The sequence below is a fragment of the Klebsiella michiganensis genome (genome assembly GCF_002925905.1).
GTDB classification, from domain to species: Bacteria; Pseudomonadota; Gammaproteobacteria; order Enterobacterales; family Enterobacteriaceae; genus Klebsiella; species Klebsiella michiganensis.
Genome location: NZ_PRDB01000007.1, coordinates 113061 through 133622, shown reverse-complemented (window position 1 = coordinate 133622; position 20562 = coordinate 113061). Strand labels below are relative to the sequence as shown.

General features: G+C 59.1%; 17 protein-coding genes. 8 read left to right on the top strand and 9 right to left on the bottom strand.

What is annotated here, in order from left to right:
* Window positions 1-46: 46 nt before the first annotated feature.
* The 3 genes from catA to CDA56_RS16760 form a co-directional block, all read right to left on the bottom strand.
* Window positions 47-973, bottom strand: a complete 927-nt coding sequence (gene catA, locus CDA56_RS16770) for a catechol 1,2-dioxygenase (protein WP_046878381.1) — start codon at window positions 971-973, stop codon at window positions 47-49.
* 70 nt (window positions 974-1043) lie between these two features.
* Entirely contained in the window at window positions 1044-1334 is a 291-nt protein-coding gene (gene catC, locus CDA56_RS16765; RefSeq protein ID WP_004101911.1) for a muconolactone Delta-isomerase, read from the bottom strand.
* A 12-nt stretch (window positions 1335-1346) separates the two neighbouring features.
* Window positions 1347-2513: a muconate cycloisomerase family protein gene (locus CDA56_RS16760; protein WP_165795113.1), complete on the bottom strand. Its 1167-nt coding sequence runs from the start codon at window positions 2511-2513 to the stop codon at window positions 1347-1349.
* Window positions 2514-2725: 212 nt separating this feature from the next.
* Between CDA56_RS16760 and CDA56_RS16755 the strand changes: the two genes are divergently transcribed.
* On the top strand, window positions 2726-3523 hold the full coding sequence (locus CDA56_RS16755; RefSeq protein ID WP_103814495.1) for an IclR family transcriptional regulator domain-containing protein: 798 nt from the start codon (window positions 2726-2728) through the stop codon (window positions 3521-3523).
* Between the two features lie 3 nt (window positions 3524-3526).
* Here the strand turns inward: CDA56_RS16755 and CDA56_RS16750 are convergent, their stop codons facing one another.
* Window positions 3527-5017 (bottom strand): MFS transporter, encoded by a 1491-nt coding sequence (locus CDA56_RS16750; RefSeq protein WP_103814493.1) that lies wholly within the window; start codon window positions 5015-5017, stop codon window positions 3527-3529.
* A 118-nt stretch (window positions 5018-5135) separates the two neighbouring features.
* Here CDA56_RS16750 and CDA56_RS16745 point away from each other — a divergent pair, with 118 nt between their 5' ends.
* The 6 genes from CDA56_RS16745 to narI all read left to right on the top strand — a co-directional run bounded on the left by CDA56_RS16745 (window position 5136) and on the right by narI (window position 14036).
* Window positions 5136-5711 carry a TetR family transcriptional regulator gene (locus tag CDA56_RS16745; protein ID WP_103814491.1) on the top strand — a complete coding sequence of 192 codons (576 nt, stop codon included), beginning with the start codon at window positions 5136-5138 and terminating at the stop codon, window positions 5709-5711.
* A 189-nt stretch (window positions 5712-5900) separates the two neighbouring features.
* Window positions 5901-7289, top strand: a complete 1389-nt coding sequence (locus CDA56_RS16740; RefSeq protein WP_103814489.1) for a NarK family nitrate/nitrite MFS transporter — start codon at window positions 5901-5903, stop codon at window positions 7287-7289.
* Between the two features lie 93 nt (window positions 7290-7382).
* Window positions 7383-11123 (top strand): nitrate reductase subunit alpha, encoded by a 3741-nt coding sequence (locus tag CDA56_RS16735; RefSeq protein WP_103814487.1) that lies wholly within the window; start codon window positions 7383-7385, stop codon window positions 11121-11123.
* The gene (gene narH, locus CDA56_RS16730) at window positions 11120-12664 is read left to right on the top strand and encodes a nitrate reductase subunit beta (RefSeq protein WP_004101903.1); all 1545 of its coding nucleotides are present in this window, start codon (window positions 11120-11122) and stop codon (window positions 12662-12664) included. Before CDA56_RS16735 ends, narH begins: the two co-directional genes overlap by 4 nt.
* A complete protein-coding gene (narW, locus tag CDA56_RS16725; protein WP_102803946.1) occupies window positions 12664-13359 on the top strand; it encodes a nitrate reductase molybdenum cofactor assembly chaperone in 696 nt (231 codons plus the stop codon). The genes narH and narW overlap by 1 nt, the downstream gene beginning before the upstream one ends.
* Complete coding sequence (gene narI / locus CDA56_RS16720; protein WP_014838419.1) at window positions 13356-14036, top strand: respiratory nitrate reductase subunit gamma; 681 nt, start codon at window positions 13356-13358, stop codon at window positions 14034-14036. The genes narW and narI overlap by 4 nt, the downstream gene beginning before the upstream one ends.
* Window positions 14037-14184: 148 nt before the next feature.
* Here narI and nhoA read toward each other — a convergent pair whose 3' ends face one another.
* From nhoA to CDA56_RS16700, 4 genes are all read right to left on the bottom strand, one after another.
* A complete protein-coding gene (gene nhoA, locus CDA56_RS16715) occupies window positions 14185-15030 on the bottom strand; it encodes an N-hydroxyarylamine O-acetyltransferase (RefSeq protein WP_014229271.1) in 846 nt (281 codons plus the stop codon).
* Between the two features lie 76 nt (window positions 15031-15106).
* Window positions 15107-16762, bottom strand: coding sequence for an ABC transporter permease (locus CDA56_RS16710; RefSeq protein WP_102803947.1), 1656 nt, complete (start codon window positions 16760-16762; stop codon window positions 15107-15109).
* Window positions 16763-17042: 280 nt separating this feature from the next.
* The gene (locus CDA56_RS16705) at window positions 17043-18011 is read right to left on the bottom strand and encodes an ABC transporter substrate-binding protein (RefSeq protein WP_102803948.1); all 969 of its coding nucleotides are present in this window, start codon (window positions 18009-18011) and stop codon (window positions 17043-17045) included.
* Entirely contained in the window at window positions 18008-18712 is a 705-nt protein-coding gene (locus tag CDA56_RS16700; protein ID WP_165795117.1) for an ABC transporter ATP-binding protein, read from the bottom strand. Before CDA56_RS16700 ends, CDA56_RS16705 begins: the two co-directional genes overlap by 4 nt.
* Before the next feature lie 210 nt (window positions 18713-18922).
* On the opposite strand from CDA56_RS16700, the gene CDA56_RS16695 reads away from it, so the two are divergent.
* On the top strand, window positions 18923-19504 hold the full coding sequence (locus CDA56_RS16695; RefSeq protein ID WP_004850682.1) for a flavin reductase family protein: 582 nt from the start codon (window positions 18923-18925) through the stop codon (window positions 19502-19504).
* A 145-nt stretch (window positions 19505-19649) separates the two neighbouring features.
* Here the strand turns inward: CDA56_RS16695 and CDA56_RS16690 are convergent, their stop codons facing one another.
* Window positions 19650-20471, bottom strand: a complete 822-nt coding sequence (locus CDA56_RS16690; protein WP_014229266.1) for a helix-turn-helix domain-containing protein — start codon at window positions 20469-20471, stop codon at window positions 19650-19652.
* Window positions 20472-20562: the final 91 nt, after the last annotated feature.

The following is a 20562-nucleotide window of genomic DNA, read 5'->3' as shown; positions in this document are numbered from 1 at the left end:
ATTCTCCGACCACGGCCTGGCCGGAGAAGAGAATTAACGCCGCGCGTTACTCCTGCGCGCGCAGGCGCGTACCGCGGTGTTCTTCATCGGCGTTAAGCGCTTTACACAGAGTAAAATCAAAGCGCACTTCGGTATGTTCACCTTCCAGCTCACGCCGCTGAATAAGCTCGCGGTCGCTGACTTTTACCGGATCGGCAATCAGGCCGTCGCGGGTAGCGAACGCGAAATCATCCCACAGGTATTTGTCGCCGTTGAGATTGATTTGGCTGGTCAAATGTTTATGACCCGGCGCGGAAACGAAGAAGTGGATATGCGCCGGACGATTACCGTGACGCCCCAGCTGGTCAAGGAGTTTTTGCGTTGGCCCATCCGGCGGGCAGCCGTAGCCGGATGGCAGAATGCTGCGCACGCTATAGCAGCCATCGGCGCCGGTACGAATGCGGCGACGCAGATTATATTCACTCTGGCTTTGATCGAAGAAAGAGTAGTTCCCGAGGGTATTGGCATGCCAGATATCAACGATAGCGTTAGCTACCGGGTGGCCCTGGGTGTCGCGAACCTGGCCATAAAGCCACATCACCTCCCCCGCATCTTTACCATCATCCATGCGGGTATGTCCGTCTGCCAGCGGCGCATTCGCCACGTACAGCGGGCCTTCAATGGTACGAGGGGTGCCGGTTTCCCGCTGCGCTGCGGCATCAATCGCGTCCTGGCGCAGGTCGAGGAAGTGTTCAAGGCCGAGGCCCGCCGCCAGCAGTGCCGCTTCCTGGCGGCCGCCTAATTCATGCAGATAATTCACCGCATGCCAGAACTCTTCTTCAGTGACGTTATAGTCATCAATCAGCGTGCAGAGGTTTTCCAGCAGACGATGAACAATCATTTTAAAACGCTCGTCACCGCCGGTTGCATTTAAACCCGCACTTTCACGCAATAAATGTTGCACAGCATCTTGTTGTACGAATGCATTACTCATAATATTTCTCACTTATCGTTGTAGGATATTCGCCGAATAGTTTCGGCGCGAGGTTAGTTATTATTTTTTATTAACGGTCGTCTTCGCGAATCGAGGAGGGATGACGACAGAGCGCCTCCACGCGAATTTGCATAAAGGGATATAATGGTAGAGCCATTAAAATTTGATGCAGCTCTTCAGCATCTTTCACATCGAAAATACTGACATTGGCGTAAAGGCCGGCGACGCGCCAGATATGTCGCCATTTACCTTCGCGCTGAAGTTGTTGTGAATACTTTTTTTCTCGCTGCTTAATTTCCTCAATTTCGTCGGCAGGAAATCCCAGCGGAATATTCACGGTCATATCGACTTTAAATAGCATAAAAATCCTCCATTATCCTTTGCGGCTATAGAAGCGCAGTTTGTCTTCATCCAGTTCAGCGCCAAGACCCGGCGCTTGCGGTAGCGTCACCTCGCCTTCGGCGAACGTTAGCGGCACGCTGACAATATCGTCCTTCAGCAATAGCGGGCCAAACATCTCGCTGCCCCACTGTAGGGGTAGCGTCGACCAGGCGTGCAGCGAGGCCAGGGTGCCAACGGTCCCCTCAAGCATCGTGCCGCCGTAAAGCCCAATTCCCGCCGCTTGCGCCACCTTCGCCAGCGCCAGCACGCTGTTTGGCCCTCCCGCTTTGGCAATCTTCAGCGCAAAGGCCCCGCTGAATCCCTGCTGCGCCAGGCGATAGCCTTCGTAATGGGTCGCCACCGCTTCATCGGCCAGAATAGCCGCGTCGATGTGATGGCTGAGGCGCACCAGCGCAGCGTTGTCCTGAGCGCTGACCGGCTGCTCAATCAGATCGACCCCCATCGCCGCCAGCTCGCGGCAGCCCTTTGCTGCGACGGTGGCTTCCCACGCCTGATTAACGTCGACGCGGATGCTGGCCCGATCGCCCAGGGCTTCAACAATCGCGCGGGTGTGGCGCAGATCCGTCGCCAGTTCGCGCGCGCCGATTTTTAGCTTAAACGCGCGATGGCGACGCTCCGCCAGCAGCCTTTCCCCCTCGACAATATCTTTCTCGGTATCGCCGCTCGCCAGCGTCCAGAGAACCGGCAGCGAGGTCGTCAGCGCGCCGCCAAGCAGCGCGGAAACCGGCAGGCCAAGCGCCTTACCCTGCGCATCCAGCAGCGCGGTTTCGATCGCTGATTTGGCAAAGGTATTGCCTTTAACCGCGCCGTTCATCCGCGCGGTCAGGACATTCAGATTATCGGCCGCCTGGCCCTTGAGCAGCGGCGTCAGGTAATGATTAATCGCCGACACGATGGCTTCCGGGCTCTCCACGCCGTAGCTCAATCCACCGATGGTAGTGGCTTCGCCAATACCGCAAATCCCGTCCGAACGGGTTATGCGGACGATCGCCAGCGTCTGACAGCCCATCGTGGTCATGGAGAGTTTGTGCGGTCGAATGGTCGGGATATCTACCAGCCAGCTTTCAATACGTTCAATGGTCGCGGTCATCTTTTTTTCCTGGTGATGAAATACATAACTTTTCATACCCCTGTTCATAACGCGGGGTAACGATTCTGTTGACAATAGGTCTGCCCAATCGGGACGGTCAACGGCGATAATCGAAATGTTGTGCGATTATCGACGCGGTTGTTAAATTGGGGTTAATAATGTGATCGACGTGGTAAAACCAGAACAAGGAATCGCCGCGTTTTTCACCCGCGATATAGTGATGCCCCATGAACCTTTATCTTCAATAAAAGAGGGGTTGTATGAGCGAAAAAAAACCAGATACTCTCAGCGCCCGCCAGTCTGAACACGACCCTAACTTTATGCTGTCCCTGGCGCGCGGGCTGGAAGTCCTTAACGCGTTTACCCCGCAGCGGCAGCGCCTGACCATCTCCCAGCTTAGCCAGAAAACGCAGATCTCCCGCGCGGCTGTGCGCCGCTGCCTCTATACCCTCGCTGCGCTGGGTATGGTGCATAGCCCGGATGGTCGCAGCTATGAGCTGCTCCCCCGCGTGCTGGCGGTGGGTCACGCCTACCTGGCCGGAACGCCGCTGGCGAAAGTCGCGCAGGGCGCCCTGGATAATCTGGGCAAAAACCTCGGAGAGTCCTGCTCCGCCGCCACGCTGGACGGCGATAACGTCCTGTATATTGCCAGAGCGGCGGTGAATAACCTGCTCAGCGTGGATATCGGCCGCGGCAGCCGTCTGCCTGCGTGGGCCACGTCGATGGGACGCGTGCTGCTTAGCGCGTTGCCGGAAGAACAGCTTGAAGTGACACTGTCACGAGCCAATCTGATCCGCTATACCCCGTATACGCTATGCGATATGGCGGGTTTACGGCAGGAAATCGCCAGAGTGCGCATGCAGGGCTACGCGCTCGCTGACCGGCAAATTGAGGTGGGATTATGTTCGCTGGCGGTACCGCTGCTCTCCCGCAGCGGCCAGGTGGTGGCGGCGCTTAACGTTGGCGTTCCGGCAGGCTATACCAACGCCGCCGCGCTGAAAGAGAAAGCCCTCGCCCCGCTACGGCGGGCGGCGATGGCGCTTTCTCTTCAGCTGTGAGGGTTAATTCAGCTCAGGCGCTTTTGCCAGACTACGCCAGATGCCGGCCGCCAGCAGCAGAAGCAGGACGCCAGCCGTCGCCAGCACGATGCTGCGCGAATGAATAAACGCCGCCTTCGCCGCTTCAAGCAGGCTTTGCGCCGGTATGGCGGGCAGCGACTGCGCCAGCTTAATCGCCTCGCTGATGGAGGACGACGCCTGCTCCGCCGCCGCGCCCTCGATTCCACCCGGCAGAACAATTGACGAGGTGTAGCTGCGGGTCAGGATCAGGCCAAACAGGGCAATCCCCAGTCCCGCGCCCAGCTCATAGGCCATGGTTTCGATGGCCCCTGCCGCCGCCGCTTTTTCCTTCGGCGCGGCGGCCATTATCGCCGAGCTGGAGGCCAACAGCGCGCTGGCGACGCTGAAGCCCAGCAGCGTCATCAGTCCCCAGGCCTGCCACTGCTGGGTGCTGAAATCGGTCATCGACAGGCCGAGGAAGCTCAGGGCGCTGAGCAGCATTCCGCCGGTGGCGACCTCGCGCAGCCCCAGCCGCGATACCAGCATGCCGGCAATGGGCCCGCTGAAACCGCTCGCCACCATCACCGGCAGCATAAACAGCCCGGCTTCAAAAGGCGTTTTGCTGTGCACAAACTGCAGCTCCTGCGCCATCAGCAGTTCAAAACCCACCAGCGTAATCAGCGCGGTCATCGCCATCATCACGCCGCTTAAAATAATGCGATGGGTAAACAGGCGCATATCGACCATGGGACGCGATGCCGAGAGCTGTTTGCGCACGAACCAGAACAGCATCGCGGCGCCAGATAGTGCCACCAGCCCGGTTAACCACAGCGCCATTTGCCCTTTGAGCGCCGTTTTGGCGCTAAATACCAGCATCAAAATGGCGGCGATCAGGATTAGCGCCTGGAAAAGATTCAGCGGCTGCTCGCGCCGCGCGGGCTGACGCGGCACCACTTTGGCATTAATCGCTATCACCAGCAGGACGATCGGCACGTTGATCAGGAAAACCGATCCCCAGTAAAAATGCTCCAGCAGCATGCCGCCAACCAGCGGACCGAACGCCGCGCCGCCGGAACCGACCGCTGCCCACAGACCAAGCGCCATGTTACGCTGGTGCGCCTGCGAAAAGGTGCTGCGGATCCCGGCCAGGGTCGCAGGCACGATCATCGCCGCCCCCACCGCCAGCAGCGCGCGGGAGGCAATCAGCGTCTCTGCCGTGGGCGAAAACGCCGCCGCCAGCGACGCGGTGCCAAAAATACCGCTGCCGAGCAGCAGCAGCCGTTTAAAGCCGATTTTATCGCCCAATGCGCCCATAGGCAGCACCATACCGGCCATTACCAGCGAATAAATATCAATAATCCACAGCAGCTCGTTACCGCTGGTCCCCAGCGCTACGCTGAGCGTTGGCGCAGCCACGTGGAGAACAGTGGCGTCAATCGCCACCGGAATATAAACCAGCAAAATCGCCATCAGCGTCAACCATTGCCGAGACATACTACTTTCCCTCAACGTTAAAACTGGACAAGCGTCCAGGAAACGGATCCTGCCGGATTGTTGAACGAGTGTCCAACTTTTTGTTACTATCGCCAAAAAAACCGGGGTCACTAACGTTATGAGCTACTTAAATCGCGATGCGCGTCGGGAAGTTATTGTGCTGGCAGCCATGCGCGTAGCGCTTCGTGGCGGGTTTAGCGCTATGACCGTCCGCCAGATTGCCGCCGAAGCCGGCGTCTCCGCCGGTCAGCTGCACCACCATTTCACCTCCGCGGGCGAGCTAAAAGCCCATGCCTTCATACGGTTGATCCGCGAAATGATGGATATGCCGCTGGTCCCCGACGACGCCACGTGGCGTGAACGCCTGTTTTCTATGGTGGGCAGCGACGACGGCAGGCTTGAGCCATACATTCGCCTGTGGCGCGAAGCGCAGCTGCTGGCCGATAGCGACAGTGATATCAAGGGGGCCTATCTGCTCACCATGAACATGTGGCATGAAGAGACCCTGAAGATCATCCGCCAGGGAACCGCTGCCGGTGAGTTTAAGCCAAGGGACGATATGGAAAGCATTGCCTGGCGGCTCATTGCTCTCGTCTGCGGCCTCGACGGTATTTATGCGCTGGGAATGCAGGAAATAGATGATGCCGCCTTCAATCGGCATATCAATTATTCTATCTCGATGGAACTTTTTTAATTTCAAGTTACATTTAGTAACAAATAATCCTGAGCTAATATTCGCGCGTCTTCTTTCGGCGCGCTTTTCTTATCTATTCTTCATTTATTACAACAGATACATCCCCATCCCTGATTTTATTTCTTTTATTAATTTGCTGTTTTACCAGTTTATTCTTTTTTGACGGGTTACTGTTCATTCGAGGGCAATATGCTGAGCAAAGATGAGAAAAAGAATCATTATCTCTTAAAAGAGTGGAAACCAGAAAATGCGGCGTTTTGGGAGAATAAGGGAAAGCAAATAGCGCGCAGAAATCTTTGCATTTCCGTAGGTTGTTTGCTACTCGCCTTTTGCGTCTGGATGCTATTCAGCGCCGTCGCCGTCAATCTCAATAAAGTCGGATTTAATTTCACCACCGATCAGCTCTTTTTATTAACCGCTCTGCCCTCGCTTTCCGGCGCAATATTACGCGTCCCCTACTCCTTTATGGTACCTATATTTGGCGGGCGCTACTGGACGGTATTAAGCACGATTATTCTGGTGGTGCCCTGTATCTGGCTGGGTGTCGCCATTCAAAACCCCGCTACTCCATTCTGGGTATTTATCACCATTGCCCTGCTGTGCGGTTTTGCCGGTGCGAACTTTGCTTCCAGCATGGGAAATATCAGTTTTTTCTTTCCCAAAGCGAAACAGGGCAGCGCGCTGGGTATCAACGGCGGCCTCGGCAATCTCGGCGTCAGCGTGATGCAGATGATCGCGCCGGCGGCGATTTTTCTGCCCATCTTCGCTTTTCTTGGCATCCATGGCGTGCCTCAGGAGGATGGCTCTCTTCTCGCGCTGAGCAACGCCGCCCTCGTCTGGGTTCCGCTGCTGGTGATAGCCACCTTCGCCGCCTGGGTAGGAATGAACGACATCGCCAGCTCAAAGGCTTCGATTCGCGAGCAGCTGCCGGTGCTGAAACGCCCGCATATGTGGCTGCTGAGCCTGCTCTATCTGGCCACCTTTGGCTCGTTTATCGGCTTCTCCGCCGGTTTCGCCATGCTGGCGAAAACGCAGTTCCCTGATGTTAACATCCTTAAGCTGGCCTTCTTCGGGCCGTTTATCGGCGCGCTGGCGCGTTCTTTCGGCGGGATTATATCCGACCGTCTCGGCGGCGTACGCGTCACGCTGGTGAACTTTGTGCTGATGGCGCTGTTTACCGGCCTGCTGTTTCTCACCCTCCCCGGAACCGGCTCCGGCAGCTTTCTCGCCTTTTACGTGGTGTTTATGGGGCTGTTCCTGACCGCCGGTCTCGGCAGCGGTTCCACCTTCCAGATGATCGCCGTGATCTTTCGCCAAATCACCCTCGACAGCGTGAAGAAACGCGGCGGCAGCGACGAACAGGCCCAGCACGAGGCGGTGACCGACACCGCGGCGGCACTCGGCTTTATCTCCGCCATCGGCGCGATTGGCGGCTTCTTTATCCCCAAAGCCTTCGGTACCTCGCTGGCGATGACCGGCTCCCCGGTCGGGGCGATGAAGGTCTTCCTGGTTTTCTACGTGGTTTGCGTGCTGGTGACCTGGCTGGTCTACGGCCGTCGTAAACCGGCAAAGCAATAACGGCATATTCATCGGGTGGCGGCTGACGCCCTATCCGGCCTGGGGATCGTACGGTCTTTTCAGGCCGGACATTATCGGAGCAGGAGGAAGGTCATGAGTAAACTATTGGATCGCTTTCGCTACTTTAAGCAGAAAGGCGAGAGCTTTGCCAACGGCCACGGTCAGGTGTACAACACCAACCGCGACTGGGAAGACAGCTACCGTCAGCGCTGGCAGTTCGACAAAATCGTCCGCTCAACGCACGGCGTGAACTGCACAGGCTCCTGCAGCTGGAAAATTTACGTCAAAAACGGGCTGGTCACCTGGGAAACTCAGCAAACGGACTACCCCCGCACCCGCCCGGACCTGCCCAACCACGAACCCCGCGGCTGCCCGCGCGGCGCAAGCTACTCCTGGTACCTCTACAGCGCTAACCGCCTGAAGTATCCGCTGGCGCGCAAGCGGCTGATTGCCCTATGGCGCGAAGCGCTGGCTCAGCACCCGGACCCGGTGCAGGCGTGGGACAGTATCATGCAGGACCCGGTCAAAACCCTTAGCTACAAGCAGGTACGCGGCAAAGGCGGGTTTATCCGTTCAAGCTGGAAGGAGCTGAACCAGCTGATTGCCGCCGCCAACGTCTGGACCATCAAAAACTACGGCCCGGACCGCGTGGCGGGCTTTTCGCCGATCCCGGCGATGTCGATGGTCTCTTACGCCGCCGGCACCCGGTATCTGTCGCTGCTCGGCGGCACCTGCCTGAGCTTCTACGACTGGTACTGCGACCTTCCCCCCGCCTCGCCAATGACCTGGGGCGAGCAGACCGACGTTCCCGAGTCCGCCGACTGGTACAACTCCAGCTATATTATCGCCTGGGGCTCCAACGTCCCGCAGACCCGAACCCCGGACGCCCACTTCTTTACGGAAGTGCGCTACAAGGGCACCAAAACCATCGCGATTACCCCGGACTTTTCGGAGGTAGCCAAGCTCAGCGACCAGTGGCTGGCGCCGAAACAGGGTACCGACAGCGCGCTGGCCATGGCGATGGGCCACGCGATCCTCAAAACGTTTCACCTTGATAACCCGAGCGATTATTTCCTCAACTACTGCCGCACCTACACCGATATGCCGATGCTGGTGATGCTTGAGCGTCGCGAGGAGGGTTTCTACGTTCCCGGCAGGATGGTCCGCGCCGCCGATCTGGTTGACGGGCTGGGCGAAAGCAATAACCCGGAGTGGAAAACCGTCGCCTATAACAGCGCTGGTGAACTGGTGGCGCCCAACGGTTCGATTGGCTTCCGCTGGGGAGAGAAAGGCAAATGGAACCTTGAACAGCAGGCCGCCGGGCAAGCCATTGAACTCAAACTATCGCTGCTGGATAGCCGTGACGACGTGGTGACGGTGGGCTTTCCCTACTTCGGCGGCAACGAAAACCCGCACTTTCGCAGCATCAAGCAGGATCCGGTGACGCTGCATCAGCTGCCGGTTAAGCAGCTCCCGCTGGCCAACGGTGAATCTGGCCTGGTGGTTAGCGTCTACGATCTGATTCTCGCCAACTACGGACTCGATCGCGGTTTAGACGATCCCAACGCCGCGCAGGACTTCAGTGAGATGAAAGCCTATACCCCGGCGTGGGCCGAACAGATTACCGGCGTCCCGCGCCAGCACATCGAGCAGATCGCCCGTGAATTTGCCGATACCGCGCATAAAACCCACGGACGGTCGATGATTATCCTCGGCGCCGGCGTCAACCACTGGTACCACATGGATATGAACTACCGGGGGATGATCAATATGCTGGTGTTCTGCGGCTGCGTCGGCCGGAGCGGCGGCGGCTGGTCGCACTATGTCGGCCAGGAGAAGCTGCGTCCGCAAACCGGCTGGCTGCCGCTGGCGTTCGCCCTTGACTGGAATCGTCCGCCGCGCCAGATGAACAGCACCTCCTTTTTTTACAATCACGCCAGCCAGTGGCGCTATGAAAAGCTGACCGCCCGGGAGCTGCTGTCGCCGCTGGCCGATGCCAGCCAATTCAGCGGCCATCTGATCGACTTTAACGTTCGCGCCGAGCGCATGGGCTGGCTGCCCTCCGCGCCGCAGCTGGGCGTCAACCCGCTGACCATCAAGGCGCAGGCCGCCGCGGCCGGACTGACTCCCGCCGACTACACCGCCCGGGCGCTGAAGTCCGGCGAGATCCGCTTCGCCTGCGAACAGCCGGATAACGGCAAAAATCATCCGCGTAACCTGTTTATCTGGCGCTCCAACCTGCTGGGCTCTTCCGGCAAGGGCCACGAGTATATGCTCAAATATCTGCTGGGCACCGACAGCGGTATTCAGGGCGATGAGCTGGGCGCCAGCGATGACGTGAAGCCCGAAGAGGTGGAGTGGCAGACCGCGGCCATCGAAGGCAAGCTCGACCTGCTGGTGACGCTCGATTTCCGCATGTCCAGTACCTGCCTGTTCTCCGATATCGTTCTGCCGACCGCCACCTGGTATGAAAAAGACGATATGAACACCTCGGATATGCATCCGTTTATCCACCCGCTCTCCGCCGCCGTTGACCCGGCGTGGGAGGCGAAAAGCGACTGGGAAATTTACAAAGATATCGCCAAAACCTTCTCCGAGGTCTGCGTCGGCCACCTCGATAAAGAGACCGACGTTGTGCTGGTGCCGCTGCAGCACGACTCCCCGGCGGAGCTGTCGCAGCCCTTCGACGTGCTGGACTGGCGGAAAGGGGAATGCGAGCTGACGCCGGGTAAAACCGCGCCGTCGATTGCCGTCGTTGAGCGCGATTATCCGGCGACGTATGAGCGCTTTACCTCCCTCGGGCCGCTGCTCGACAAACTGGGCAACGGCGGTAAAGGCATCACCTGGAACACCCAGAACGAGGTCGACTTCCTCGGCAAGCTTAACTACGTCAAGCTTGACGGCCCGGCCAAAGGTCGTCCGCGCATCGACAGCGCCATTGACGCCTCGGAAGTGATCCTCGCCCTCGCCCCGGAAACCAACGGCCAGGTGGCGGTCAAAGCCTGGCAAGCGCTCGGCGAGTTTACCGGCCGCGAGCATACGCACCTGGCGCTGAATAAAGAGGATGAAAAAATTCGCTTCCGCGATATTCAGGCCCAGCCGCGCAAAATTATCTCCAGCCCGACCTGGTCCGGCCTCGAGAGCGAGCATGTTTCCTACAACGCCGGCTATACCAACGTCCACGAGCTGATCCCCTGGCGCACCCTCTCCGGCCGCCAGCAGCTGTATCAGGATCACCCCTGGATGCGCGCCTTTGGCGAAAGCCTGGTGGTTTATCGTCCGCCCATTGACACCCGCAGCGTCAGCCAGATGAAAGCGATTCCGCCTAACGGCTTCCCGGAAAAAGCGCTCAACTTTCTGACGCCGCACCAGAAATGGGGCATCCACTCCACCTACAGCGAAAACCTGCTGATGCTGACCCTGTCGCGCGGCGGGCCGATCGTGTGGATCAGCGAAACCGACGCTCGCGAGCTGGGTATTGAAGATAACGACTGGATCGAGGCCTTCAACGCCAACGGCGCGCTCACCGCCCGCGCGGTGGTCAGCCAGCGCGTACCGCCGGGGATGACCATGATGTACCACGCGCAGGAGCGCCTGATGAATATTCCGGGCTCGGAAGTCACCGGACGGCGCGGCGGGATCCATAACTCGGTCACCCGCGTGTGCCCGAAACCGACCCATATGATTGGCGGCTACGCCCAGCTGGCTTACGGTTTCAACTACTACGGCACCGTCGGCTCCAACCGCGACGAGTTCATCATGATCCGCAAAATGAAAAATATTGACTGGCTGGATGACGAAGGTCGCGATGGGGTACAGGAGGCGAAAAAATGAAAATACGTTCACAGGTCGGTATGGTTCTCAATCTCGATAAATGCATCGGCTGCCACACCTGTTCCGTCACCTGTAAAAACGTCTGGACCGGACGCGAAGGGATGGAATACGCCTGGTTTAACAACGTCGAAACCAAACCGGGCATTGGCTATCCGAAAAACTGGGAAGATCAGGAGGTGTGGGAAGGCGGCTGGGTGCGCGATGTTAATGGCAAAATACGCCCGCGTCTGGGCGGCAAAATGGGCGTCATCACCAAAATTTTCGCCAATCCGGTGATACCGCAGATCGATGACTACTATGAACCCTTTACCTTTGATTACCAGCATCTGCACAACGCGCCGGAGGGAAAACACCTGCCCACCGCCCGTCCGCGTTCGCTTATCGACGGCAAGCGGATGGATAAAATCATCTGGGGCCCCAACTGGGAAGAGCTGCTCGGCGGCGAGTTTGAAAAGCGCGCCCGCGACCGTAACTTCGACAAGATTCAGAAGGAGATGTACGGCCAGTTTGAAAATACCTTCATGATGTATCTGCCGCGCCTGTGCGAGCACTGCCTGAACCCGAGCTGCGTCGCCACCTGCCCCAGCGGCGCCATCTACAAGCGTGAAGAAGACGGCATCGTGCTGATCGACCAGGACAAATGCCGCGGCTGGCGTCTGTGCATCAGCGGCTGCCCGTACAAAAAAATCTACTTCAACTGGAAAAGCGGCAAATCGGAAAAATGCATCTTCTGCTACCCGCGTATCGAATCCGGGCAGCCCACCGTCTGCTCGGAGACCTGCGTGGGACGTATCCGCTACCTCGGCGTGCTGTTGTACGACGCCGACCGCATTGAAGAGGCTGCCAGCACCGAGCGCGAAACCGACCTCTACGAGCGGCAGTGCGAGGTGTTCCTCAACCCCCACGACCCGGCGGTGATTGAAGAAGCGCTGAAACAGGGGATTCCACAAAACGTGATTGATGCCGCCCAGCGCTCGCCGGTGTACAAAATGGCGATGGACTGGAAGCTGGCGCTGCCGCTGCATCCGGAATACCGCACCCTGCCAATGGTCTGGTACGTGCCGCCGCTGTCGCCGATTCAGTCCTACGCCGACGCCGGCGGTCTGCCGAAAAGCGACGGCGTGCTTCCGGCCATCGAAAGCCTGCGCATTCCGGTGCAGTATCTCGCCAATATGCTCAGCGCGGGCGATACCGGCCCGGTACTGCGCGCGCTGAAGCGCATGATGGCAATGCGTCACTACATGCGCTCGCAAACGGTGGAAGGCGTCACCGATACTCGCGCCATCGAGGAGGTGGGCCTGAGCGTTGAGCAGGTCGAGGAGATGTACCGTTATCTGGCGATCGCCAACTACGAGGACCGCTTCGTGATCCCGACCAGCCACCGCGAAATGGCGCGCGACGCCTTCCCCGAGCGCAACGGCTGCGGCTTTACCTTCGGCGACGGCTGCCACGGCTCCGACACCAAATTCAACCTGTTCAACAGTAGCCGCATTGACGCCATCAACATCACCGAAGTACGCGATAAAGCGGAGGGGGAATAATGCAAATCCTCAAATCGATCGGCCTGCTGATGGAGTATCCGGATGAGTTTCTTTGGCAGTGCAAGGACGAGGTGCTGAGCATGGTGCGTCACGACGCCCCTGTGCTCAACGACTTCGCCGCGGAGATGCTGAATGCCCCGCTGCTGGACAAGCAGGCCGAATGGTGCGAAGTGTTCGACCGGGGCCGCGCTACGTCGCTGCTGCTGTTTGAACATGTGCACGCCGAGTCTCGCGACCGCGGTCAGGCAATGGTCGACCTGCTCGCTCAGTATGAAAAGGCGGGCCTGGTGCTCAACTGTCGCGAACTTCCCGACCACCTGCCGCTGTATCTGGAATACCTCAGCATCCTGCCGGAAAACGAAGCGCGCGAAGGTCTGCAAAACGTCGCGCCGATTCTGGCGCTGCTGGGCGGGCGGCTGAAGCAGCGCGGTGTCCCCTGGTATCAGCTGTTTGACGCCCTGCTGAGCCTCGGCGGGATCCCGCTATCAAGTGACAGTGTCACGCAGCAGGTCAACAACGAGTCCCGCGATGACACCCGGCAGGCGCTGGATGCGGTCTGGGAAGAAGAACAGGTGAAATTTATCGAAGACAACGCCACGGCCTGTGACAGCTCACCGTTACAGCAATATCAACGACGCTTTAGCCAGGACGTGGCGCCGCAGTACGTCGACGTCAGCGCGGGAGGCCCGAAATGATACAGTATCTGAACGTCTTTTTTTACGACATCTACCCCTACATCTGCGCGACGGTCTTTTTTCTCGGCAGCTGGCTGCGCTATGACTACGGCCAGTACACCTGGCGCGCCTCCTCCAGCCAGATGCTGGATAAACGCGGGATGGTGATCTGGTCGAATCTGTTCCATATCGGCATACTCGGCATTTTCTTTGGCCATCTGTTCGGCATGTTAACGCCGCACTGGATGTATGCCTGGTTTTTACCCATTGCGGTCAAGCAGCAGATGGCGATGGTGCTCGGCGGCGTCTGCGGCGTCCTGACGCTGATTGGCGGCGCCGGTTTGCTCTGGCGTCGTCTGACCAACCAGCGCGTTCGCGCCACCTCGACCGCGCCGGATATCATCATCATGAGCATTCTGCTGATTCAGTGCCTGCTCGGGCTGAGCACCATCCCTTTCTCGGCGCAGTATCCGGACGGCAGTGAAATGATGAAGCTGGTGGGCTGGGCGCAGGGCATCGTCACCTTCCGCGGCGGCTCGTCAGAAATGCTCAGCGGCGTGGCCTTTGTTTTCCGCGTGCATCTGGTGCTGGGGATGACGATTTTCCTGCTGTTCCCGTTCACCCGACTGGTTCACGTCTGGAGCGCGCCGTTTGAATATTTCACCCGCCGCTACCAGGTGGTACGTTCAAGACGCTGAACAAAATCCGCAATCATCCCGGGTCGCGGCAAAAACGCCTAACCCGGGCGACAGGCTCGCCCCGTAGCCCGGCTATGCGTAGCGCAAGCCGGGTAACATCCCCGTTTGACCGTCATCCCTTATCCAGCCAACGGCTCCTGTACGATATTTATTTTCCGGCCTCGGGATGGGTATCAAACGCCGCCATCACCGCCGCCAGTTCCGCTTCGCTAAAGCCGTATTTGGCATCATCCACGCCGAGGCCAAAACGCGTTTGCAGCGCCTCATACAGCGCCGGAACGTCCGCTAAATCGAGCTTTTCGACGACATGGTTTTTATCCCAATGGGTAAAGTGGAAATTGGTCAGCGTCATTTTGCCGCCGTCCGGCAAGTGGCGGCACATCAGCAGATGATGGCGGAAGTGCGACTGCGGCCAGTGCGCCGACCAGAAGTTGCCCATCACATAGTCGGAAGCGTACTGGCGACCTAAATCAAAATGGTACATCGACTGCCAGTGTCCGTGATGGCTGAACTGCAGCGCCCACTCTTCCCCTTCGTAAATCAGGCGATATTCGCCGTGCGGGGTGGATTGTTCTATATCCGCCAGCAGCTTAATCGGCGCGGTCAAGGTCTGGCCGCCGAAACCAACGTCGGCAATCCAGCGTTCCCCCTCCACCTCCACCAGCAGCAGCCGATGGGTACGCGGCGGCATATGCGGCGGATTGGCCAGCACCACGCGCCCCAGAAGGCTGCGCACGGTAAAGCCGATCTCGCGCAGCGCTCTCTCCAGCAGGCCGTTTTGCTCGAAGCAGTAGCCGCCGCGACGACCGTGAATCAGCTTCTCTTCGAGGGTGCGATCGTCGAGATGTATCTCTCTGGGCAGCAGCACATCCAGATTTTCAAAGGGGATCGCGCCGTTATGGTGAATATGCAGTTCGCGCAGGGTGTGAAGTGAAACGTCCGGGGTGCCCGTCCAGCCCAGACGAGAAAAATAGGCGCTTAAAAAGGGACTCATCAATGCCTCCAGCAATCGGTGTCCGACATTTATAGCCTGTTTTTCCCGCCTGACCAGCTATTTTGTGCGATCGTATTTATCCGCGCGTGCCCCGCTGCATCAGCGCCAGCGCGCAGAGCATCAGTCCCAGACCGGTAAAGAGCGTCAGCGATGCCATTGCCATTCCCTCTCCCGCCGAGCCCTGCTCAAACTGGCGCCAGATAAACACCGAGACGGTTTGCGTCCCGGCCGGCGCAAGCAGCAACGAGGTCACCAGCTCGCGGGAGGCAACGGCGAACACCATCAGCATCGCCGCCAGCAGCGCGGGAAAGACCAGCGGCAGAACGATCAGTCGCAGCGCCTGCAGTGCCGTTGCGCCGTGCACCCGCGCCGCGGGTTCGAGATTATTGCCAAGCTGACGCAGCGCGCTGCTGACGTAGCGCACCGGCCAGGGCAGCAGCAGACAGCAGTAGGAAAGCAGCAGCATAAACCAGGTATTGTAGGGGGACACCGGCCAGAACGGCTGGTTCCACAGCAGAATCAGCCCGACGCCCACCACCACGCCCGGCAGCGCCGCCGGTAGCAGCGATAGCGCATCAACAAAGGCGCTCCCCTTCATTTTTTGCACCACAACCAGCCAGGCGGCGAGCAGCCCCACCAGGCCGACAACCCCTGCCGAAGCCAGCGCCAGCGAAAGGCTGGTTGCCAGTGCCGACAGCGCGTCGCCCTGCTGAGCAAACAGCGCGGCAAAATGGCGAAGGGTAACGTTGTCAGCGTGGATACCGCCCGACAGCGTGCTCATCAGGCTGGTCAGCACCATCGACGCGCCCGGCATCACCACCGCCAGCCCCCCGACGCCCGCCATCACTAGCACCGCCGGAAGCGTCAGCCAGCCCAACTCCGCCCCGCTATTCTCTCCCGGCTTGCCGGTGACGCTGGTGACCTCTTTATCGCCAGTCAGCCGTTTTTGCAGCCACCAGGCCAGCAGCGCCACCGCGATCAGCAGCAGCGAAAGCAGCGACGCGCCGGGCAGATCGACAGGCCAGTCGGCAAGCTTTTTCTCAATGCCTACGGTCAGCATGACCAGCCCTGCCCGCGACCCCAGGGCCGCCGGAACGCCGTACTCTTCAATGGCCAGGGTAAACGCCAGCAGCATCCCCGCCGCCAGAGCCGGAGAAAGCATCGGCAGCGTGATGTGCCAGAACGCACGCCAGGCGCTGGCGCCGTGCACCCGAGCGACAATCGCCAGCCGCTGACCGCTGGCCAACAGGCTGCGCGAGACGGCAAAGTAGACCACCGGAAAGATATTGAGGGTCATCACCAGCACGATCCCGATGCGGCTAAAAAGCAGATCGTTAAGATCCCAGCCGGTCAGCTGCTGGAGATAGCCATGACTTTGCAGCATCAGCATCCACGACAGCGCGGCAATATAGGGCGGCGTCAGAAACGGGATTAGAAAGAGCAGATCCCACAGCCGCGGCAGCGGGATAGTAAACAATCCCCGCAAGACGCCCAGCGGTAGACCGATGACCACGCTCATCAGCGCCACGCCGCAGGCCACCCACAGGGTACCGCCGAGCATCGTCGGCAGCTGCGGGTCGGCAATCAGCGTTGATACGCCGCTAAACGCGCCGCCCAGCGAACCGGCGCTAAAGTGGGGAAAAATTGCCTGGAGGACAATAAACAGCAGCGGCAATGCCACCAGCACCAGTAGCGCCGCCAGCGTGCCCGCTGAAATCAGTCTCTGTTTCACGGTATTTTCCTGGATACGATCTTACCCGGCTCGCGCTGCGCTTAGCCGGGCTACGTGGTCACAGCCGTCTGCGGTCCGCTAGCCCGGACAGGCGCGCCAGCGCCACCTCCGGGAATGTGCCCGGGCTGATGCCCAGGCGTTGCGTCTTCCCGGCTCGCGCTGCGCTTAGCCGGGCTACGGGTCACAGCCGTCTGCGGTCCGGTAGCCCGGACAGGCGCGCCTGCGCCGCCTCCGGGGAATGTGCCCGAGCCAACTTTCGAAACCCGGGGGAAAAGTCGGTTTACTGGGCGAAAAGCGTATTAAAGCGGGAAAGCACCGCGCTTCGTTCGCTAGTGCCCTCGCCTGCGGTCGGCAGAATTTTCAGCTCGTTGAGCAGCGGGCGCTTCGCCGGAACATCGCTGCGGGCGGGCATAAGCCAGGCGTCGGCGACCAGCGCCTGGCCTTCCGGCGACAGCACATAATCAACGAAGGCTTTTGCGTCGTCAGCATGCTGGCTGGTTTTGAGGATCATCATCGGCCGCGGTGCAATGACCGTGCCGCTGGCCGGGAAAATCACCTTTAGCGATTCGCCCTGATGGATATTGCCGTAAGAGACATAATCAACCGCACCGAATACCGCCGCTTTCGCCCCCTGCATCACCGGCGTTACCGCCTGGGCGTTCGGCCCGCTGACCACCATGCCATTCTTCTTTAACGCATCAAACAGCGCCCAGGCGTTATCGCCCATGCCATTCTGTAACCCGATCAGCAAATCCAGCGACGCGCCGGAAAGCGCCGGGTCCGGCGTCGTCACTTTGTCTTTGAACGCCGCTTCGGTCAGGTCGCGCCACTCTTTCGGCTCCGGGGTGCCGCTTTTGGTATTCCAGACGATCCCCAGGGCCGAAATACCCTGAGCAACGTAATCGGCGGATTTCAGGTTCGCCGGGACCTTATCGGCATTTGCGCTCTGATACGGCAGCAGCCAGCCGCGGTGATGCAAATCTTCCGCCGTATCCCACGAGGCGGAAATCAGCACATCCGCCTGCGGGTTAGCCTGCTCGGCCTCGAGACGCGCCATCACCTTACCGGTGGTGGCCTGGAAAATATTCACCTTAACGCCGGTTTTCTTCTCATAGCCGCTGGCAAGGTTTTTCGCCAGCGAGCCCGGCCCGGCGGTGTAGACGGTGAGCGCCTGGGCGCTGGAGATCGTGGTGGCGGACAACATCATCGCGAGCGCGGCTCCTTTGGTAACGGTGATAACGGTTTTCATACGGATTCCCCTGAGGTTGAAGTCACGGCGCGGACGGCGGCAATGCAGCCCGCAGATAAATGAATAATCTTGTCGGCCAGCAGTTCGGCTTCGCGACGGTCGTGGGTGACGTAGACAGCAGTGATGCCCAGCCGGCGCAGCAGGCGGCTCATTTCGAGGCACAGCGACTCACGCAGCTCGCTGTCGAGATTGGAGAGCGGCTCATCGAACAGCAGCACGCGCGGTTCTGCGACGATGGCGCGGGCCAGCGCAACGCGCTGCTGCTGACCGCCGGAAAGGCCCGACGGTTTGCGGTCGGCGAAGCCGCTGAGACCGACCATCGCCAGCGCCTCCTCGACCCGTTGCTGTCGCTGCTGACGCCCGACGCCGCGCATACGCAGCGGGAAAGCCACGTTCTGCGCCGCCGTCATGTGCGGCCACAGAGCGTAATCCTGAAAGACCATGCCGAGATCGCGCTGCTCCGGCGGCAAGCCCCAGCCGGTTTTCGCCACCAGGCGATCGCCAAAGTGAATGCTGCCGCTGGCGGGTACGGTTAATCCGGCGAGCAGGCGCAGCAGCGTGCTTTTACCGCAGCCAGAAGGCCCCAGCAGCGCAACAATGCTGCCCGCATCGATATGCAGATCGATCTGATTAAGCACGGTGTGGGCGCCGAAGGCGAAAGAAACGCCGTCGAGTTTAATGCTGGTAAGCGCGCGCATTATCGCCCTCCCGTCGGGAAAGCGAGGCTCTGCCCGCGGTCAACATCCGCCGGCGCGCGCTCACCTGAGACAAATTCAGGGGAGCTAACATATTGTTATCCTCTTTGGGACTTAGTGACGCCGACTATAGGGACCCTCGATGACGTATTGATTACATTTTCATTGCGGATTAACGTGTTGTCTGGCATCAGACCCATTTACCAAGGAACGCATATGAGCCGTTTTCGCCACGTGGAACTTCAGTACGCCAGTCGCCTGCTCAACCATGGCCCAACAATTTTGATAACCAGCTATGACGCCCACTCTCAACGCCGCAACGTCATGGCCGCCGCGTGGTCGATGCCGGTGGAGTTCGCTCCGCCGAGGCTGGCCATCGTGGTAGATAAAAGCGCCTGGACGCGGGAAATTATTGAGCGCAACGGCGCATTTGGCATCGTCGTTCCCGGCGTCGAGGCCGCCAGTTGGACCTACGCGGTCGGCAGCATCAGCGGACGCGATGAGGATAAATTTAACGCTTACGGCATCCCGGTCGTGCAAGGTCCGGAGCTGGGCTTGCCGCTGATTGAAGAGAAGTGTCTTGCATGGATGGAGTGCCGACTGCTGCCGGCAACGGCGGCTCAGGAGCAGTACGATACGCTGTTTGGCGAAGTGGTTTCCGCCGCCGCCGATGAGCGCGCGTTCGTCAGCGGACGCTGGCAGTTCGACGACGATAAGATCAATACCCTCCATCATCTCGGCACCGGCAACTTTGTTGCCAGCGGCCGCCACGTCCGCGCCAATACCCCGGAAGAATAGCCCCGCTCGCCTCCGGGGCAATTCTTCACCACCCTGCGCGTCTCTCCCGGGGGCGGCGCACAGCGCCTTGCCCGGGCTACCGGACCGCAGACCGCTGAGGGCGCGTAGCCCGGACAGATGCGCAGCATCGCCTCCGGGAGGTGAACTAGCGCAGCAAACGCCGCCGATCTTCGCTGGGCGTCAGGCCAAAGACCTTTTTATATAAGGTGGTAAAGTGGTTGCTGTTGGCAAAACCGCATAAATAAGCCACTTCGGTAATCGTCATATCGGTCTCGCGTAATTTGACGCGCGCCGAAACTAAGCGCAGACGCTTTAAATAATTATCCGGCGTCAATCCCGTCGCCTCTTTAATATGGCGAAAAGCGGTCCGCGTGGTCAGGTGGAATTTCTCCGCCAGCTGCGGCCAGTTATGTTCTTCAAAACAGTGCTCCTGTAGCCAGGTCAGCAATTTATGCAGCTTATATTTGGTGGTGCTATATTCGGCTTCGGTTTCCGCATGCAGAATCGTCGTCACCAGCTGGAAAAAGGCGGCTTCGCGCAGGGCAATATTTTGCCCCCGCCGCAGCTCGGCAGAAAATATTTTATCTACCAGTTCCTTGCAGATATGGCGGGTATCCGGCGCCAGCCAGCCGTAGCAGGAAGCCTTTCGTGCGGAGAACGTCTGCAATAAGGTGTCGAGAGGCTGTAAATAATGAAATTCTACCAGTGGGTTAATTAATACGTTAATTAACTTAAGCGTTCCCAGCTCATCATAATAGTGAACATCGCCCGGCTGAACGTAAAAAACGTCGCCCTGCTGTATATATAATGGCCGGCCATTAATAACGTGTAAGCCGTGTCCTTCTTCAACGATCACCAGTTCAGCAAACTCGTGACTATGTTCATGGCTATTATCTTCCGGATCGCTGGCGTACATTCCCAGCTTATCCTGCGGATGGGTGAAATAATACTCAACGGTTAGCATCATCGATCGGGTCCAAAACGGCATACGGCGCAGGGGCAAGATAATGCATTTAACCGGCCGCCACGAGCAAGATTTATGGAATTGTGATCGGCGA

Coding starts and splice junctions, on each gene's coding strand:
- nhoA (WP_014229271.1), bottom strand. CDS start 15,030: ATGAGTCCCTTTTTAAGCGCCTATTTTTCTCGTCTGGGCTGGACGGGC.
- narH (WP_004101903.1), top strand. CDS start 11,120: ATGAAAATACGTTCACAGGTCGGTATGGTTCTCAATCTCGATAAATGC.
- CDA56_RS16755 (WP_103814495.1), top strand. CDS start 2,726: ATGAGCGAAAAAAAACCAGATACTCTCAGCGCCCGCCAGTCTGAACAC.
- catA (WP_046878381.1), bottom strand. CDS start 973: ATGAGTAATGCATTCGTACAACAAGATGCTGTGCAACATTTATTGCGT.
- narI (WP_014838419.1), top strand. CDS start 13,356: ATGATACAGTATCTGAACGTCTTTTTTTACGACATCTACCCCTACATC.
- CDA56_RS16745 (WP_103814491.1), top strand. CDS start 5,136: ATGAGCTACTTAAATCGCGATGCGCGTCGGGAAGTTATTGTGCTGGCA.
- CDA56_RS16740 (WP_103814489.1), top strand. CDS start 5,901: ATGCTGAGCAAAGATGAGAAAAAGAATCATTATCTCTTAAAAGAGTGG.
- CDA56_RS16760 (WP_165795113.1), bottom strand. CDS start 2,513: ATGAACAGGGGTATGAAAAGTTATGTATTTCATCACCAGGAAAAAAAG.
- CDA56_RS16690 (WP_014229266.1), bottom strand. CDS start 20,471: ATGATGCTAACCGTTGAGTATTATTTCACCCATCCGCAGGATAAGCTG.
- catC (WP_004101911.1), bottom strand. CDS start 1,334: ATGCTATTTAAAGTCGATATGACCGTGAATATTCCGCTGGGATTTCCT.
- CDA56_RS16695 (WP_004850682.1), top strand. CDS start 18,923: ATGAGCCGTTTTCGCCACGTGGAACTTCAGTACGCCAGTCGCCTGCTC.
- CDA56_RS16750 (WP_103814493.1), bottom strand. CDS start 5,017: ATGTCTCGGCAATGGTTGACGCTGATGGCGATTTTGCTGGTTTATATT.
- narW (WP_102803946.1), top strand. CDS start 12,664: ATGCAAATCCTCAAATCGATCGGCCTGCTGATGGAGTATCCGGATGAG.
- CDA56_RS16735 (WP_103814487.1), top strand. CDS start 7,383: ATGAGTAAACTATTGGATCGCTTTCGCTACTTTAAGCAGAAAGGCGAG.
- CDA56_RS16705 (WP_102803948.1), bottom strand. CDS start 18,011: ATGAAAACCGTTATCACCGTTACCAAAGGAGCCGCGCTCGCGATGATG.